Here is a 13,327-nt window from a genome sequence, read left to right as displayed (position 1 = left end):
AGGGGGAAATGAAAATGGGAACAATCGTATGCCAAGTTTGTGAAGGAACAATCGGACATTTTGAAGATGAGAAAACGACAGTACTTTATGGAAAATGTGGTTCTAATTGTGAATGTGACCATACAGAACATACAAAAGCTTAATAATTAAGAAAAAACGCCTACACATGTAGGCGTTTTTTTAATAGATTGTAGTTGTATGTCCGACTGTTGCAACGATTGCATCATCTCTAATAGGAATAAATCCTATTGATGTTTGTGGCGTGTTAGGAGCGGCATATTGACTCATCATACGGCTATCAATACGAGTAATAAAATCGGTTAAATAAGCTGAAATAAAAGCATAAGGAATCCTTCGTTCATTCAATGAATAAATAATTTCCTCTTTCGTTTTTACGCCTACGCCATGTCCGTAAAAAAAGAAGTTTCCTAGATAGATTGTATTTTCTCCTTGCCACTCAATCGTAGCTGGATTAACTTGTGGGTTTTTAAAGTAAACGAGGTCACCTGGAACGATATCGCCACTCGTTTTTGTTATGAGCTTTAAGTCGCGATCGTAGTCCCATGTATAAAGTAAGAGGTTTGCGAATAGACGGTTGAAAGTTTTTTCCTCATATAATGATAGTAATGCTTTGTAAAAAATGATAATCATTGCGGTGGCACATTCAGTTCCATATAGTTTTCCGTTTTTAAAAATATCTTGGATGGCAATAGAGGATGGTACGTTTGGGAGTAGTTGAAATCCGCCAAGTGATGTTCTTTCCCAAAACTGAGGGTTGCAAAAAGATTGTTGAAATGTACGAAACTGAAAGCCACTTTGAAAAAGTTCTAGCGCGGAAGTAATAATATTAACTCGTAAATTAAGATCAAAGCTGAGTTCATCGGCTGTTCGGAAGGAATGAACTTCTTGATTTCCAGCCATTATGGATAAAATCTGTTGTTTTTCAGCTGCAAATGGCTCATATTCATTTGTGATATAAGGGTGTACAATAGAACGGCCTATCACAATCATAATGGTATCCCCACCTATACGTTACAGATTTCGCGATACGGGAAATCCCATATTGGACTTTAATCCGCCTTTAAGCATAGGATGAAAGTATCGCTTTTTCATAGAAAAACATTTATATTTTGGTATACGTTAACTATAGACAAGTACAAGTCTTTAAAACGCCAATGTGTTCCTTGAATAAAAGATATCATATGGAGTTCGATAGCCGAATTCAAGCATGATATGTGTCGTCAAGAACAAAGCGCTAAAACACTTGAACACGAATCTGTACGGTTAGTACCGTAGCTCACGAACCTATACGGTCTGTTGTGAGAGTGGTGATGGCACACCGCAATCTAGCGCGTCAGCGATACCAGAAATGGACTTCGCCTTTCATAGCAAGAATCCCACTGACGTTAGTCAGCTGGCCCTATTAGGGGTGGGAATGTCAAATTCTTTAGTATCGTATGAAAAAAAGAGAAAAAAGGTGAAAGAAAAGCCTATCAACTGATAGGCTTGTACTCTTTAATAACACGTAATGTTTGTAATGTCATATCTTCGGGACCTTGTACAGGTAACCCAGCTTCTAAATTTTTACGAATATACTCTAAGTTATCTTGTGTAATAATTTCCCCCGGAGTAAAGATTGGAATCCCTGGCGGATAAACCATAACAAAATCAGCTATAATACGACCTGCTGCGTTTTCAAATGGAATGACTTCTGTTTCTGAATAAAAAGCATCTCTAGGAGAAAGTGCTAGCACAGGTATTTCTGGTATTTCTACTTGTACCTGAACACCTTTATCTGCTCTATTTCTGTATGTTGCTGCTAAATCTTGTAATGCTGTAATAAGTGTATCTGTTTCACTTTCTGTATCTCCAAATGTGATAAGACAAAGTATGTTATATAAATCAGAGAGTTCTACTTCAATGTTGTAATGTTCTCTAAGCCATACTTCAGCCTGATGGCCTGTAATACCTAAATCTTTTACAGATACAATTATCTTTGTAGGATCATAGTTAAAAGTAGCATCTGTTCCTAGCATTTCTTTTCCAGGACAATAAAGAGGCTCAATAGCATTAATAGCATCACGAACATGTTCAGCTAATTGTATTGTTTGTTCTATGAGAGCTGTTCCTTCTGTAGCAAGACGTTTTCTAGCAACATCAAGGGATGCTAACAAAATGTAAGAAGTTGATGTAGTCGTAAGCATGCTAATAATGGATTGAACATGTTTTACGTTAACAAGCCCCTCTTTTACATTAAGAATAGAACTTTGGGTTAAAGACCCTCCTAATTTGTGAACACTTGTTGCTGCCATATCTGCACCAGCTTGCATAGCTGACATCGGCAGTTCATCATGAAAATGGATATGAACACCGTGAGCCTCATCAACAAGTACAGGAATATCGTAAGAATGAGCTAATTCTACAATCTGCTCTAAATCTGCAGCAAACCCAAAATATGTTGGATTTATAACAAGTAAGCCTTTCGCATCTGAGTGCTCTTCAAGAGCCTTTTTGACAGATTGAATTGTGATCCCATGTGAAATACCGAGCTTCGGATCAATCTCAGGATGCATGAAAATTGGTTTTGCACCTGAGAAAATAATAGCTGACATTACTGATTTATGCACATTCCGTGGTACGAGGATTTTATCCCCAGGACCGCACACGCTCATCACCATTGTCATAATTGCACCACTTGTACCTTGAATAGAAAAGAACGTATGATCTGCACCGAAAGCAGCGGCTGCTAAATCCTGTGCTTCTTTAATCATACCTTTTGGATGATGTAAATCATCGAGCGGCGCAATATTAATTAAATCAATTGCTAATGCATTATGCCCAATAAATTCGCGAAATGTAGGATCCATGCCCTGTCCTTTTTTATGACCAGGAATATGGAATTGAACTGGATTTCGCTTACTGTGCTCAACTAAAGCGGTAAACAATGGTGTTTCGTATTGGGACAATCTATACACCCCTTCTTCTTTGTAATATTTATTAGAGTTTGTTTTATATGATTTCATCTCATTCTAAAAGGAAATTAAGATGACAAACTTTTAGAACTTGACTTGTTTTTCTGCCATTCGCAAAAGCCTTTTTGGGGATGGTAGTCTCACTTTATTCTCTATAAAACAAAAGCATTATATCACCAATAATTATAGATGTATAGAAAAATCTCATTTTCAAGGTGAGTATGTTTAATAGTTATATTTTAAATACCGTAAAGAGGAAGACAATTCCATTGAAATGGATAAATGGTGTATAATGCAGAGTGGCTATAGTGAAGAATAAAAGATTTTCTTAAAGGTAGCATAATGGAAAAAGAAAGAATACTGAATGAGGTGCAAAAATGGAATATCAATATCCACTTGATTACGATTGGTCAAATGAAGAAATGGTAGCAGTTGTAAAGTTTTATGAAGCGATTGAAAAGGTATATGAAAAAGGAGTTTTGAGAGAAGATTTGATGGAATTATATCGTCGTTTTAAAGAGATTGTGCCATCGAAGGCAGCGGAGAAAAAAATTGATAAAGAATTTCAAGAAGTAAGTGGATATTCTATATATCGTACGATTCAAAAAGCAAAGGAAGTAGCGGAAAAAAAGATTGTTAAAATGTAAAAATATTTTGAAAAATAAAATACAAAGTGCTATAATGTGATAACAACTAAAAACGGACAATATAAATTGTCCGTTTTCTACTATCGATTTATCGATTAGAAATCGCATATAAAGGAAGGAGTGATTGCATCGTAGATTCAATCTTAGCAAGGAATTGTTCGTTGGTCATTGCTGAAAACTCCTCTGGCGATATATGAATACCGACTAATAATTCTGCTTTTTTCACAGTAGCTAAACGTTCAATCATCTTTTGTAAGTCTTCCGATTCAAGCATTTCATGTAATTTTACACCTGGTTTAGTATGGTCAATGGACCAAACGAAGTCATTTGGAATATTTGTTTTTAAATCATTTAAATGTTCTAAGAAGGCGTGAGCCGTCTCCACTTTTTGTGGACACTCATAGATTAAACCAAAGTATATGAAGGCATGAGTACCCCATAAACCAATTTGGAAGTGTGGTAACATTTTATATCCACGTTTATTTGTTGAAAAAGCAACCCAAGTATCGTTTGGTGGATTGACTTTGCGGCGTGCATGTTTTGCTACATGGTAGAAAAAGTTTTCATCAGTTTGTTGTGATAAATATTCTGCAAACTGTTCCCCTAAAGCTTCTAGCTTAGGATGAATATTCGTTTTAATTGCGCTCATTCGTTCTTCAAGACCATCAACAGTAAAGACTTCAAAATCAGTTGATGTGAATGTTTGTAGTGTCATGATTGTTCCTCCAACTCCTATTTTGTTTTAATTTTAGCATAGCTTGTACTATTCATAAAAAAAACAGCACAAAAAAATTTAAATAAAAAAATATAATTTTGTTGCATAGATGATTTATCCAACATAGTATAGTATAAAACAAAAAATCAGAAAATTGAATCAATTCTAGTCCGAGGGCAGACGAATATTGGGAGGAGGCAAAAAAATGAGACAGGTGATTAATGCGTTAAAGAGAACAGATGCTGAAAAGAGAATTCCGGTGCTACGTTTGGAGCTAGATTATGAATTAGCAACTTTATATGATGCGATGATGGATAACGACAACCAGAAAAAAGAAGAGTGCGTACAAAAATTAGAAGTGTTAAGACTTGAAATGATCCGTTTAGAAGCGTAATAATAGTATATGTATAAATAATTAGTTGGTGCGAACCTTATAAAGGGTTCGTTTTTTCTGTGAACAGTATAGATCGGAGTGTTTAAACATGCAAGAAGTATGGAAAGACATCGATACACACGCGAAACAGTGGATTCGAGAAGCGGGAGAACATTTAATGGCGTCACTGAAAAAAACACTTATTATAGAAACAAAGTCAAATGCAGCTGATCTAGTAACAAACATGGACCGAGAAACGGAGCAGTTTTTAATTGGGAAAATTAAAGAAACATTCCCGGCTCATAATATTTTAGGAGAAGAAGGCTACGGAGATGAGGTTACTTCTTCTAATGGGGTTGTTTGGTTAATTGATCCAATTGACGGCACGATGAACTTTGTTCATCAAAAAAGGAATTTCGCAATCTCAATCGGGATTTATGAGAACGGTATCGGAAAGATTGGTCTTATTTATGATCCAGTTCATGACGAACTATATCATGCGGTAAAGGGAGAAGGGGCTTTTTGCAATGATTTAGCTATTCCCATGTTGGAAAAAGGAACGGTAGAGCATGGAATTATAGCTTTGAATGCGATATGGCTTACTGATAATCCATTGCTTAATATGGAAAAAATGATGATGCTCGTTAAGAAGGCGAGAGGTACGAGGTCATATGGTTGTGCAGCGTTAGAAATGGTATATGTTGCAACGGGAAGATTAGATGCATATGTAACACCGCGCTTATCGCCATGGGACTTTGGCGGGGGACAGATTATTGTAGAAGAAGTTGGCGGTAAAGTGACAACGTTCTTGGGAACACCTCTTTCTATTGTAGAGAAAAGCAGTGTGTTAGTTGCAAAACCAGGAGTATACGAAGAATTATTACCATTTGTATCGCAATAATAAAAAAAAGTAAGAGGCATAAAGAAGCTTCTTACTTTTTAATGTTATTGCGATTTACGCATTTTTCTTTTTGTTACAAAACCGTATCCGACTGTAACAAATGTGCCGATAATGCAAATAATAATGCCGATGGGACTATTTTCAGCAATCATAATGCCGATACCAATTAAGAAGATAACGCCGATAATTGCTGTTAATAAAAAGCGATATTGAATGTGTTCCATTTCTTCACCCTCCAATCTCATTTTACTTTCACAAAAGTAAGAATACAACTATATTTTCATTCTTGATTTTATTTTGATTGCCATTGTATCCCCTTCGCTCTTATAATAGAGAAGGATTAAAAAGACATTAGGAGTTGGACATGTTGAAAAAACGACAAGATTTACGAAATATAGCAATTATTGCCCACGTTGACCATGGTAAAACAACACTTGTTGACCAGTTATTACGTCAAGCGGGGACGTTCCGTGCGAATGAACATATTGAAGAACGCGCAATGGACTCAAATGATCTAGAAAGAGAACGTGGTATTACAATTTTAGCGAAGAATACTGCGATTCACTATGAAGATAAAAGAATTAACATTTTAGATACACCTGGTCACGCTGACTTCGGTGGAGAAGTAGAACGTATCATGAAAATGGTTGATGGTGTTCTACTTGTTGTTGATGCATATGAAGGTTGTATGCCACAAACACGATTTGTTTTAAAGAAAGCTCTTGAGCAAAACTTAACTCCAATCGTTGTTGTAAACAAAATTGACCGTGACTTCGCTCGCCCTGATGAAGTAGTTGATGAAGTAGTTGACTTATTCATCGAACTTGGTGCAAACGAAGATCAATTAGAGTTCCCAGTTGTATTTGCATCAGCAATGAACGGAACAGCAAGCTTAGATTCAAATCCAGCAAATCAAGAAGAGAATATGAAATCATTGTTTGACACAATTATTGAACATATTCCAGCACCAGTCGATAACAGCGAAGAGCCACTTCAATTCCAAGTAGCACTTCTTGATTACAATGACTATGTTGGTCGTATCGGGGTTGGACGCGTATTCCGTGGTACAATGAAAGTAGGACAACAAGTTGCATTAATGAAAGTTGACGGAAGTGTAAAACAATTCCGTGTAACTAAATTATTTGGTTACATTGGATTAAAACGTCAAGAAATTGAAGAAGCAAAAGCTGGAGATTTAGTAGCTGTTTCAGGTATGGAAGACATTAACGTAGGTGAAACGGTATGTCCGGTTGAGCATGAAGAGGCTTTACCATTATTACGTATTGATGAGCCAACACTACAAATGACATTCCTTGTAAATAACAGCCCATTTGCAGGTCGTGAAGGTAAATTCATTACATCTCGTAAAATTGAAGAACGTCTTCGTTCACAATTAGAAACAGATGTAAGTTTACGTGTAGATAATACAGATTCTCCTGATGCATGGATCGTATCTGGACGCGGGGAATTACATTTATCTATCTTAATTGAAAACATGCGTCGTGAAGGTTATGAACTACAAGTATCTAAGCCTGAAGTAATTATTAAAGATGTCGATGGCGTAAGAAGTGAGCCTGTAGAACGCGTACAAATCGATGTGCCTGAAGAATACACTGGTTCTATTATGGAATCAATGGGTGCACGTAAAGGTGAAATGTTAGATATGGTGAATAACGGAAACGGTCAAGTTCGCCTTACTTTCATGGTTCCAGCACGTGGTTTAATTGGTTACACAACAGAATTCCTAACATTAACTCGTGGTTACGGTATTTTAAACCACACATTTGATTGCTACCAACCAGTACATGCTGGACAAGTGGGTGGACGTCGTCAAGGTGTTCTAGTTTCACTTGAAGCAGGAAAAGCATCACAATACGGTATTATGCAAGTTGAAGATCGCGGTGTAATCTTCGTTGAACCAGGTACAGAAGTATATGCTGGTATGATCGTTGGAGAACATACACGTGAGAATGATTTAACAGTTAACGTTGTAAAAATGAAACAACAAACTAACATTCGTTCTGCGACGAAAGATCAAACTTCAACAATGAAAAAACCACGCTTAATGACTTTAGAAGAGTCATTAGAGTACTTAAACGATGACGAGTTCTGTGAAGTAACTCCAGAATCAATTCGTCTACGTAAAAAGATTCTTGATAAGAGTGAGCGCGAAAGAGCTGCTAAGAAAAAGAAATCTGTTGAAGCATAAAATAATAGAACAGCTACCTTTTATAAAGGTAGCTGTTTTTTTGTTTTATGTTTATTTTTTTAGAATATTTACTCTTTTTTGTAGACAGTATTTTTTTTGCGAGTTACTCTTGTATTAAGTACATAAAGAGAATTTGTTTCATGAGAAGAGGTGAAAGATAGTGTTAGAAAGAATGTCATTTTTCGCGAAACTTTGCAAAGTTGATGAAAATCCAGAGTTAGGGATGTGGTTGCTTTATGGAACAATAATTTTATTAAGTGCACTTGTATATAATTTAGGATTTGCAAGGAAGCTATCGGTACTAAAAAATATAGTGATATATACATCTTTAGCAATTGGATGCACGGTATTAACTTTTTTTGCAGTTTTTTTACCCGTTGGAGAGGGGCTCGTTGTAGCGGCAATTGTACTTGGAATTTATAGACTGCGTTTACGTCAAGCTAAACAACAAAAAACAGGGTGAAAAAAGGAGGGGCTTTCATGCGCTCAGTACAAGATGCATTATATAATTGGTTAACAATTAAAACGGTTGCGGAAGCACGTCCAGATGATAGCGCTGCACAAGAAACGTATGTATTATTTCAAAATATGATATATGAAGAGCATAAATTACAAAATGTAGAAGTTGAAAAGAACGAGGAAATGTATTTGATTACATATGAAATTGATGGAGAAATAAGGTGTGCAAGATTTCCGGTAGAAGCCATTGATTGTTTTTTGGATCAGATGAATCGTGAACCAGAAAAATACAAATAAGTCCTTATCTATATGATTAAGGACTTATTTCCGGTTTACCAATCGTCTTCTACTTTTTTATCACGATATAATCGGAAATTACCACTCGCATGGCGTTCCATAGTACGCTCTGCAATTCGTTCCGTACATTCCATGCACATATATGTATGAATAGGGCGATTACGCAGTTTTTTTGCCATAGGATTTTCGTCATCTAACATATCTTTTTTATCACAAATCATACATTTGACTCTCATTTCGTCACCTCAATACGAATTCTATCAGTATAAGTATATCATGGAAGTATAATGTTTTTGAATAATAGCGGGAAAAAATAATATTTTCGCAATTCTAAAAATAGGTTATGATAAGGATATATAAATAATATTTGGAGGTGGAAATATGGCGAATGTAGTTGAGCCTACATTGACAGGTGATTTAGTACAATCTTTGCGTAAAGAGTGTATCGTTATGATAGCAACAACAGATTTCGAAAAACAAATTCCTAACGTAAGTGCTATTTCTTGGGTATATGCAGTGAGTGAAACTAGTATTCGATTTGCGGTAGATCAACGCTCACGTATTGTGGGGAATATACGGCATAGTGCAGGGGTTGTATTGACTATAATGGCGAATGAATCCGTATTTTCCATAAGTGGTGAAAGTGAAATTTTAACAGATAGAATGGAAGGGATTCCTCTAAAATTAACGGTAGTAGAAGTGAATGTACAAGAAGTTCGTGATGTTATGTTTTATGGTGCGAAACTTGCTACTGAACCAACATATGAAAAAACATATGATCTTCGAGCTGCTAAAAAGCTTGATAATCAAGTATTAGTAGGAATGAAAGAATTATAAAGAAGATGAATAGGAACATCGTTCATAAACTTTTATAAGTGAGTATTGTGATTTAATGTGAAAAATTATAATAAAAAGTAATATATTGAATAGAAATGAATAAAAAATAAAGAAAAGGTTTAATTTCTATGAATTTCGATTCTACCTCGTTTTTACGGTACATATAATTATAACAATGGTTCGTCCATATTTTATGGATGAAACCCTTGTTCTACAAATTTAAAAGTGGAGTCAGGGGGTAACAGGTTGGATAAAATTTATGTGTTAGATACGAATGTACTTTTGCAGGATCCTTTATCTATTTTTTCATTTGCAACAAATGAAGTAGTGATTCCAGCAGTTGTATTAGAAGAGGTTGATTCGAAAAAACGTTATATGGATGAAGTAGGACGAAATGCTCGCTATGTATCTAAGTTAATCGACAAATTTCGCGAAATAGGAAAGCTGCATGAAAGTATTCCGTTAGAAAACGGCGGTACATTTCGTATTGAATTAAATCATCGCTCATTTGTTCAACTGCAAGATATTTTTGTAGAAAAAACAAATGATAATCGAATTTTAGCGGTAGCGAAAAATCTCTCTTTAGAAGAACAAGAAAAAGAGGACGGGAAATCAGTTATTTTAGTAAGTAAAGATGTACTCGTAAGGGTAAAAGCTGATGCGATCGGATTGCAGGCCGAAGATTATTTAAGTGACCGAGTAATCGAAGTGGAAAATATATATTCAGGATTTTTAGAAGGGTATATATCAAAGGAACAGTTAGATTATTTTTATGAAAAAGGTGAACTACCTTTATCTGAAATCGCAAATCATCCTTTTTATCCAAATCAGTTTGTTGTAATGAAAGATGCACTAGGGGGTTCTAGTTCTGCACTTGGGATTGTGGATCATTTAGGTAAGAAGGTAAAAAAACTTATTTTTCACAATGAGCAAGTGTGGGGGATACGCCCACGAAACGTGCAGCAAATTATGGGATTAGAATTGCTACTTCGGGAAGATATTCCACTTGTAACGTTAACAGGGAAAGCCGGTACAGGAAAAACGTTACTTGCATTAGCTTCGGGACTAATGCAAACGGAAGATTTAGGGTTATATAAAAAACTACTTGTCGCGAGACCAATTGTACCGGTAGGAAAAGATATAGGCTATTTACCAGGAGAGAAAGAGGAAAAATTAAGACCGTGGATGCAGCCGATTTTTGATAATCTAGAGTATTTATTCAATACGAAAAAGCCTGGGGAGCTAGATGCTATTTTAGCTGGAATGGGTTCGATTGAAGTAGAAGCGCTTACCTATATACGCGGGAGAAGTATTCCAGACCAGTTTATTATTATTGACGAGGCACAAAATTTAACGAAGCATGAAGTGAAGACGATATTAACAAGGGTAGGCGAAAAAAGTAAGATTGTATTAATGGGGGATCCTCAGCAAATTGATCACCCGTATTTAGATGAATATAATAATGGTTTAACATACGTTGTAGAGAAGTTTAAAGAACAACGTATTAGTGGTCATGTAAAGTTTGTTAAAGGAGAGCGTTCTAATTTAGCACAACTAGCAGCGGATTTATTATAAAAAGGAGTGAGCCTAAGCTCACTCCTTTTTTTCCTTTTAATTATACAATTTAAATGATTGTAAATTTACGGATGTTACGAATCGGATTTTGTCTATTAGATCCATCATGGAAATATAGATGAACAGGCCCGTCTTCTCGTAATGGTTTACCTTCTTTTGAAAAACCGAGAATAGCTTTATGCGCTGTTTCTAACGGAAGTGTAATTGAATTGTCTGTGGTTTCAATTTCGACTTGAGTAGCATCTTCTAAAATTTCAGCATTTTTAAGAAATGGATGAAGTGGTATGCCAAATGTCCCGTTAATAAGCTGTTCTTTTTTATATTTCTTTACACTTTGTTGTATTGGCGGGAAGGCAGCACCATCACGGATTTCGCGATCCCAATGCTCTGAAGTATGTTTTAAGTATGTTTCTAATTCGGTTGATTCTTCTCTAGTTTCATCAAAGTAAGTTGTCAAATCTACTTTTCGATCATCAAAAATCCAAACAGTTGGATCAATAGTGATTGGAAAACGTACTTTTCCATTAATAAATAAAATTTCGCTCATTGTTGTTCCCCCATTTGTGTTATACTCCCACTTTTCAGTATAATAGTATTAGACACTGTTGTCACAAAAAATGTTTCTATTGCAATTTATTAAAACTATCGCTAATATTAATAGATAGGTGAGAGTAGGACGGAAACGGAGGGAATCAATTTGGCGTCTGAGACAGTATCAAATCATCAGGAAAAGGCACTAGCCCTTCTACAAGCGGATGCGGAGAAAATCTTAAGACTTATTAAGGTGCAAATGGACAATCTTACAATGCCGCAATGTCCATTATATGAAGAAGTGTTAGACACACAAATGTTTGGACTATCCCGCGAGGTCGATTTTGCGGTTCGCCTTGGTCTTATTGCAGAAGAACAAGGGAAAGCAATGTTAGGAGAGCTCGAACGTGAGTTATCTGCACTTCATGAAGCATTTACAAACAAACAACAATAACGGGTTCAAATAGGGGGGCTCAAACTGAAATAGTTTGGGCTTTTTATTTGTATAATAAAGAAGGAAGAACCTATATACATATGGAATACAACAATAATTAAATTGAAACAGAAAGAGGAAATGAAATGAAAAAAGTATGGAAATCGATGGATTATTCATTATTACTTCCTCTTGTTATCTTATGTGTGTTGGGAGTTATAATGGTATATAGTTCTAGTTCCATTGTTGCGATTTCGAGGCATAACTGGCCAGCAAATTACTTTTTTAAAAAACAATTAATTGCTTTAGCTATTGGAACGATAATGTTAGCGATTATCGTTGCTATTCCTTATAAGTTGTGGAGAAAGCGAATAGTTTTGATCGCAATGGGAATAGGGAGTATTGGTCTATTATTAGCAGCCTTGATTTTCGGTAAGGACGTAAATGGCGCAAAAGGATGGATATTAGGTATACAACCAGCTGAGTTTGTGAAAATAACGGTTATTATTACGTTAGCAAACTTTTTTGCTAAGAAACAAGAAACGCAAACAGCTTTTGTACAAGGGATAATTCCTCCTCTAGCTGTTGTCGGTGGAGCGATGGGATTAATTTTACTTCAAAATGACTTAGGTACCGATATGTTAATTGCGGGAACGGTAGGAATTATGTTTCTTTGTTCGGGAGTCCGGATTAACTTATGGATTAAACGAATTGTTTTAACCTCTATAGTGTGGATTCCGGCACTATATTTTCTTGGGAATTATGCATTAAGTCCGTACCAAAAAGCTCGGTTTTCAGTTTTTCTTGATCCATTTAGCGATCCCCAAAAGGATGGATTTCAATTAATAAATTCATTTATTGGAATTGCTTCAGGAGGACTAAATGGCAGAGGCTTAGGGAACAGTGTGCAAAAATATGGATACTTACCAGAACCGCAAACAGACTTTATTATGGCGATTATATCTGAAGAGCTAGGTTTTATTGGTGTAGCTGTTATTTTAATTTGCTTGCTACTCATTATCATTCGTTCATTCAGGATTGCACAAAAGTGTAAAGATCCATTTGGAAGTTTAATAGCCATCGGAATTGCAAGTTTGTTTGGAGTTCAAACTTTTATTAATGTCGGTGGTATGTCTGGGTTAATACCGCTTACAGGGGTACCATTACCATTTGTAAGTTATGGTGGTAGTTCTTTATTGGCTAATTTACTTGCAATGGGTATACTGTTAAATATTGCTAGTTATGTAAAACGACAAGAGAAACAACAAAATGAATTGACTAACGAAATAGAACAAGGTGGACCGCATCTTGTTGTTGTAAAATAAAAAACACATTGAGCTCTAGAGTTCAATGTGTTTTTTATTTTGTTAGGTTTCAA

17 protein-coding genes are annotated in these 13,327 nt (G+C 35.7%); 11 read left to right on the top strand and 6 right to left on the bottom strand.

The annotated features are described in order from the left end of the window. Positions 1-14: 14 nt before the first annotated feature. Positions 15-143, top strand: a complete 129-nt coding sequence (locus tag V7038_RS08395) for a GapA-binding peptide SR1P (protein ID WP_335469840.1) — start codon at positions 15-17, stop codon at positions 141-143. 37 nt (positions 144-180) lie between these two features. Here V7038_RS08395 and V7038_RS08390 read toward each other — a convergent pair whose 3' ends face one another. Together V7038_RS08390 and speA are read right to left on the bottom strand one after the other, a co-directional pair. Continuing rightward, entirely contained in the window at positions 181-1,011 is an 831-nt protein-coding gene (locus V7038_RS08390; RefSeq protein ID WP_002111495.1) for a protein-glutamine gamma-glutamyltransferase, read from the bottom strand. A 482-nt stretch (positions 1,012-1,493) separates the two neighbouring features. Continuing rightward, complete coding sequence (gene speA / locus V7038_RS08385) at positions 1,494-2,966, bottom strand: arginine decarboxylase (protein ID WP_002111493.1); 1,473 nt, start codon at positions 2,964-2,966, stop codon at positions 1,494-1,496. Between the two features lie 383 nt (positions 2,967-3,349). On the opposite strand from speA, the gene V7038_RS08380 reads away from it, so the two are divergent. Continuing rightward, positions 3,350-3,619, top strand: coding sequence for a UPF0223 family protein (locus tag V7038_RS08380; RefSeq protein WP_002111491.1), 270 nt, complete (start codon positions 3,350-3,352; stop codon positions 3,617-3,619). Positions 3,620-3,707: 88 nt separating this feature from the next. Here V7038_RS08380 and V7038_RS08375 read toward each other — a convergent pair whose 3' ends face one another. Further along, positions 3,708-4,334 (bottom strand): YktB family protein, encoded by a 627-nt coding sequence (locus V7038_RS08375; protein WP_335469810.1) that lies wholly within the window; start codon positions 4,332-4,334, stop codon positions 3,708-3,710. A gap of 205 nt (positions 4,335-4,539) precedes the next feature. On the opposite strand from V7038_RS08375, the gene V7038_RS08370 reads away from it, so the two are divergent. Both V7038_RS08370 and V7038_RS08365 read left to right on the top strand, forming a co-directional pair. Then, positions 4,540-4,728, top strand: coding sequence for a hypothetical protein (locus V7038_RS08370; protein WP_002088326.1), 189 nt, complete (start codon positions 4,540-4,542; stop codon positions 4,726-4,728). Positions 4,729-4,816: 88 nt separating this feature from the next. Continuing rightward, complete coding sequence (locus V7038_RS08365; protein ID WP_002199494.1) at positions 4,817-5,608, top strand: inositol monophosphatase family protein; 792 nt, start codon at positions 4,817-4,819, stop codon at positions 5,606-5,608. A gap of 44 nt (positions 5,609-5,652) precedes the next feature. Here V7038_RS08365 and V7038_RS08360 read toward each other — a convergent pair whose 3' ends face one another. After that, the gene (locus tag V7038_RS08360) at positions 5,653-5,832 is read right to left on the bottom strand and encodes a DUF5325 family protein (RefSeq protein WP_000400127.1); all 180 of its coding nucleotides are present in this window, start codon (positions 5,830-5,832) and stop codon (positions 5,653-5,655) included. Between the two features lie 140 nt (positions 5,833-5,972). Between V7038_RS08360 and typA the strand changes: the two genes are divergently transcribed. The 3 genes from typA to V7038_RS08345 all read left to right on the top strand — a co-directional run bounded on the left by typA (position 5,973) and on the right by V7038_RS08345 (position 8,573). Then, a complete protein-coding gene (typA, locus tag V7038_RS08355) occupies positions 5,973-7,817 on the top strand; it encodes a translational GTPase TypA (protein ID WP_002111487.1) in 1,845 nt (614 codons plus the stop codon). Between the two features lie 160 nt (positions 7,818-7,977). Next, on the top strand, positions 7,978-8,280 hold the full coding sequence (locus V7038_RS08350) for a YlaH-like family protein (protein ID WP_002066917.1): 303 nt from the start codon (positions 7,978-7,980) through the stop codon (positions 8,278-8,280). A gap of 17 nt (positions 8,281-8,297) precedes the next feature. Further along, complete coding sequence (locus V7038_RS08345; RefSeq protein ID WP_002111486.1) at positions 8,298-8,573, top strand: hypothetical protein; 276 nt, start codon at positions 8,298-8,300, stop codon at positions 8,571-8,573. A 35-nt stretch (positions 8,574-8,608) separates the two neighbouring features. On the opposite strand, the gene V7038_RS08340 is transcribed toward V7038_RS08345, so the two are convergent. After that, positions 8,609-8,809, bottom strand: a complete 201-nt coding sequence (locus V7038_RS08340; RefSeq protein ID WP_002111485.1) for a YlaI family protein — start codon at positions 8,807-8,809, stop codon at positions 8,609-8,611. A gap of 145 nt (positions 8,810-8,954) precedes the next feature. On the opposite strand from V7038_RS08340, the gene V7038_RS08335 reads away from it, so the two are divergent. Beyond that, entirely contained in the window at positions 8,955-9,410 is a 456-nt protein-coding gene (locus V7038_RS08335) for a pyridoxamine 5'-phosphate oxidase family protein (protein ID WP_002014791.1), read from the top strand. A 246-nt stretch (positions 9,411-9,656) separates the two neighbouring features. Next, positions 9,657-10,985, top strand: coding sequence for a PhoH family protein (locus tag V7038_RS08330; protein ID WP_002088317.1), 1,329 nt, complete (start codon positions 9,657-9,659; stop codon positions 10,983-10,985). A 49-nt stretch (positions 10,986-11,034) separates the two neighbouring features. Here the strand turns inward: V7038_RS08330 and V7038_RS08325 are convergent, their stop codons facing one another. Continuing rightward, positions 11,035-11,532 (bottom strand): hypothetical protein, encoded by a 498-nt coding sequence (locus V7038_RS08325; RefSeq protein WP_002160685.1) that lies wholly within the window; start codon positions 11,530-11,532, stop codon positions 11,035-11,037. Between the two features lie 150 nt (positions 11,533-11,682). Between V7038_RS08325 and V7038_RS08320 the strand changes: the two genes are divergently transcribed. Together V7038_RS08320 and ftsW are read left to right on the top strand one after the other, a co-directional pair. After that, positions 11,683-11,970 (top strand): YlaN family protein, encoded by a 288-nt coding sequence (locus V7038_RS08320; RefSeq protein ID WP_000135698.1) that lies wholly within the window; start codon positions 11,683-11,685, stop codon positions 11,968-11,970. 125 nt (positions 11,971-12,095) lie between these two features. Next, positions 12,096-13,274 (top strand): putative lipid II flippase FtsW, encoded by a 1,179-nt coding sequence (ftsW, locus tag V7038_RS08315; RefSeq protein WP_002111482.1) that lies wholly within the window; start codon positions 12,096-12,098, stop codon positions 13,272-13,274. Positions 13,275-13,327 lie beyond the last annotated feature (53 nt).

This window comes from Bacillus sp. JJ783, from assembly GCF_036963225.1.
GTDB lineage: Bacteria > Bacillota > Bacilli > Bacillales > Bacillaceae_G > Bacillus_A > Bacillus_A cereus_U.
Note: the sequence above shows the minus strand (reverse complement) of the source record. Positions and strands in the feature narration are given on the sequence as shown.

Excerpts from the sequence above, each read along its gene's own strand:
- V7038_RS08395 (WP_335469840.1), top strand. The coding sequence starts at position 15 with ATGGGAACAATCGTATGCCAAGTTTGTGAAGGAACAATCGGACATTTT.
- V7038_RS08390 (WP_002111495.1), bottom strand. The coding sequence starts at position 1,011 with ATGATTGTGATAGGCCGTTCTATTGTACACCCTTATATCACAAATGAA.
- V7038_RS08380 (WP_002111491.1), top strand. The coding sequence starts at position 3,350 with ATGGAATATCAATATCCACTTGATTACGATTGGTCAAATGAAGAAATG.
- V7038_RS08375 (WP_335469810.1), bottom strand. The coding sequence starts at position 4,334 with ATGACACTACAAACATTCACATCAACTGATTTTGAAGTCTTTACTGTT.
- V7038_RS08370 (WP_002088326.1), top strand. The coding sequence starts at position 4,540 with ATGAGACAGGTGATTAATGCGTTAAAGAGAACAGATGCTGAAAAGAGA.
- V7038_RS08365 (WP_002199494.1), top strand. The coding sequence starts at position 4,817 with ATGCAAGAAGTATGGAAAGACATCGATACACACGCGAAACAGTGGATT.
- V7038_RS08360 (WP_000400127.1), bottom strand. The coding sequence starts at position 5,832 with ATGGAACACATTCAATATCGCTTTTTATTAACAGCAATTATCGGCGTT.
- typA (WP_002111487.1), top strand. The coding sequence starts at position 5,973 with ATGTTGAAAAAACGACAAGATTTACGAAATATAGCAATTATTGCCCAC.
- V7038_RS08345 (WP_002111486.1), top strand. The coding sequence starts at position 8,298 with ATGCGCTCAGTACAAGATGCATTATATAATTGGTTAACAATTAAAACG.
- V7038_RS08340 (WP_002111485.1), bottom strand. The coding sequence starts at position 8,809 with ATGAGAGTCAAATGTATGATTTGTGATAAAAAAGATATGTTAGATGAC.
- V7038_RS08335 (WP_002014791.1), top strand. The coding sequence starts at position 8,955 with ATGGCGAATGTAGTTGAGCCTACATTGACAGGTGATTTAGTACAATCT.
- V7038_RS08325 (WP_002160685.1), bottom strand. The coding sequence starts at position 11,532 with ATGAGCGAAATTTTATTTATTAATGGAAAAGTACGTTTTCCAATCACT.
- ftsW (WP_002111482.1), top strand. The coding sequence starts at position 12,096 with ATGAAAAAAGTATGGAAATCGATGGATTATTCATTATTACTTCCTCTT.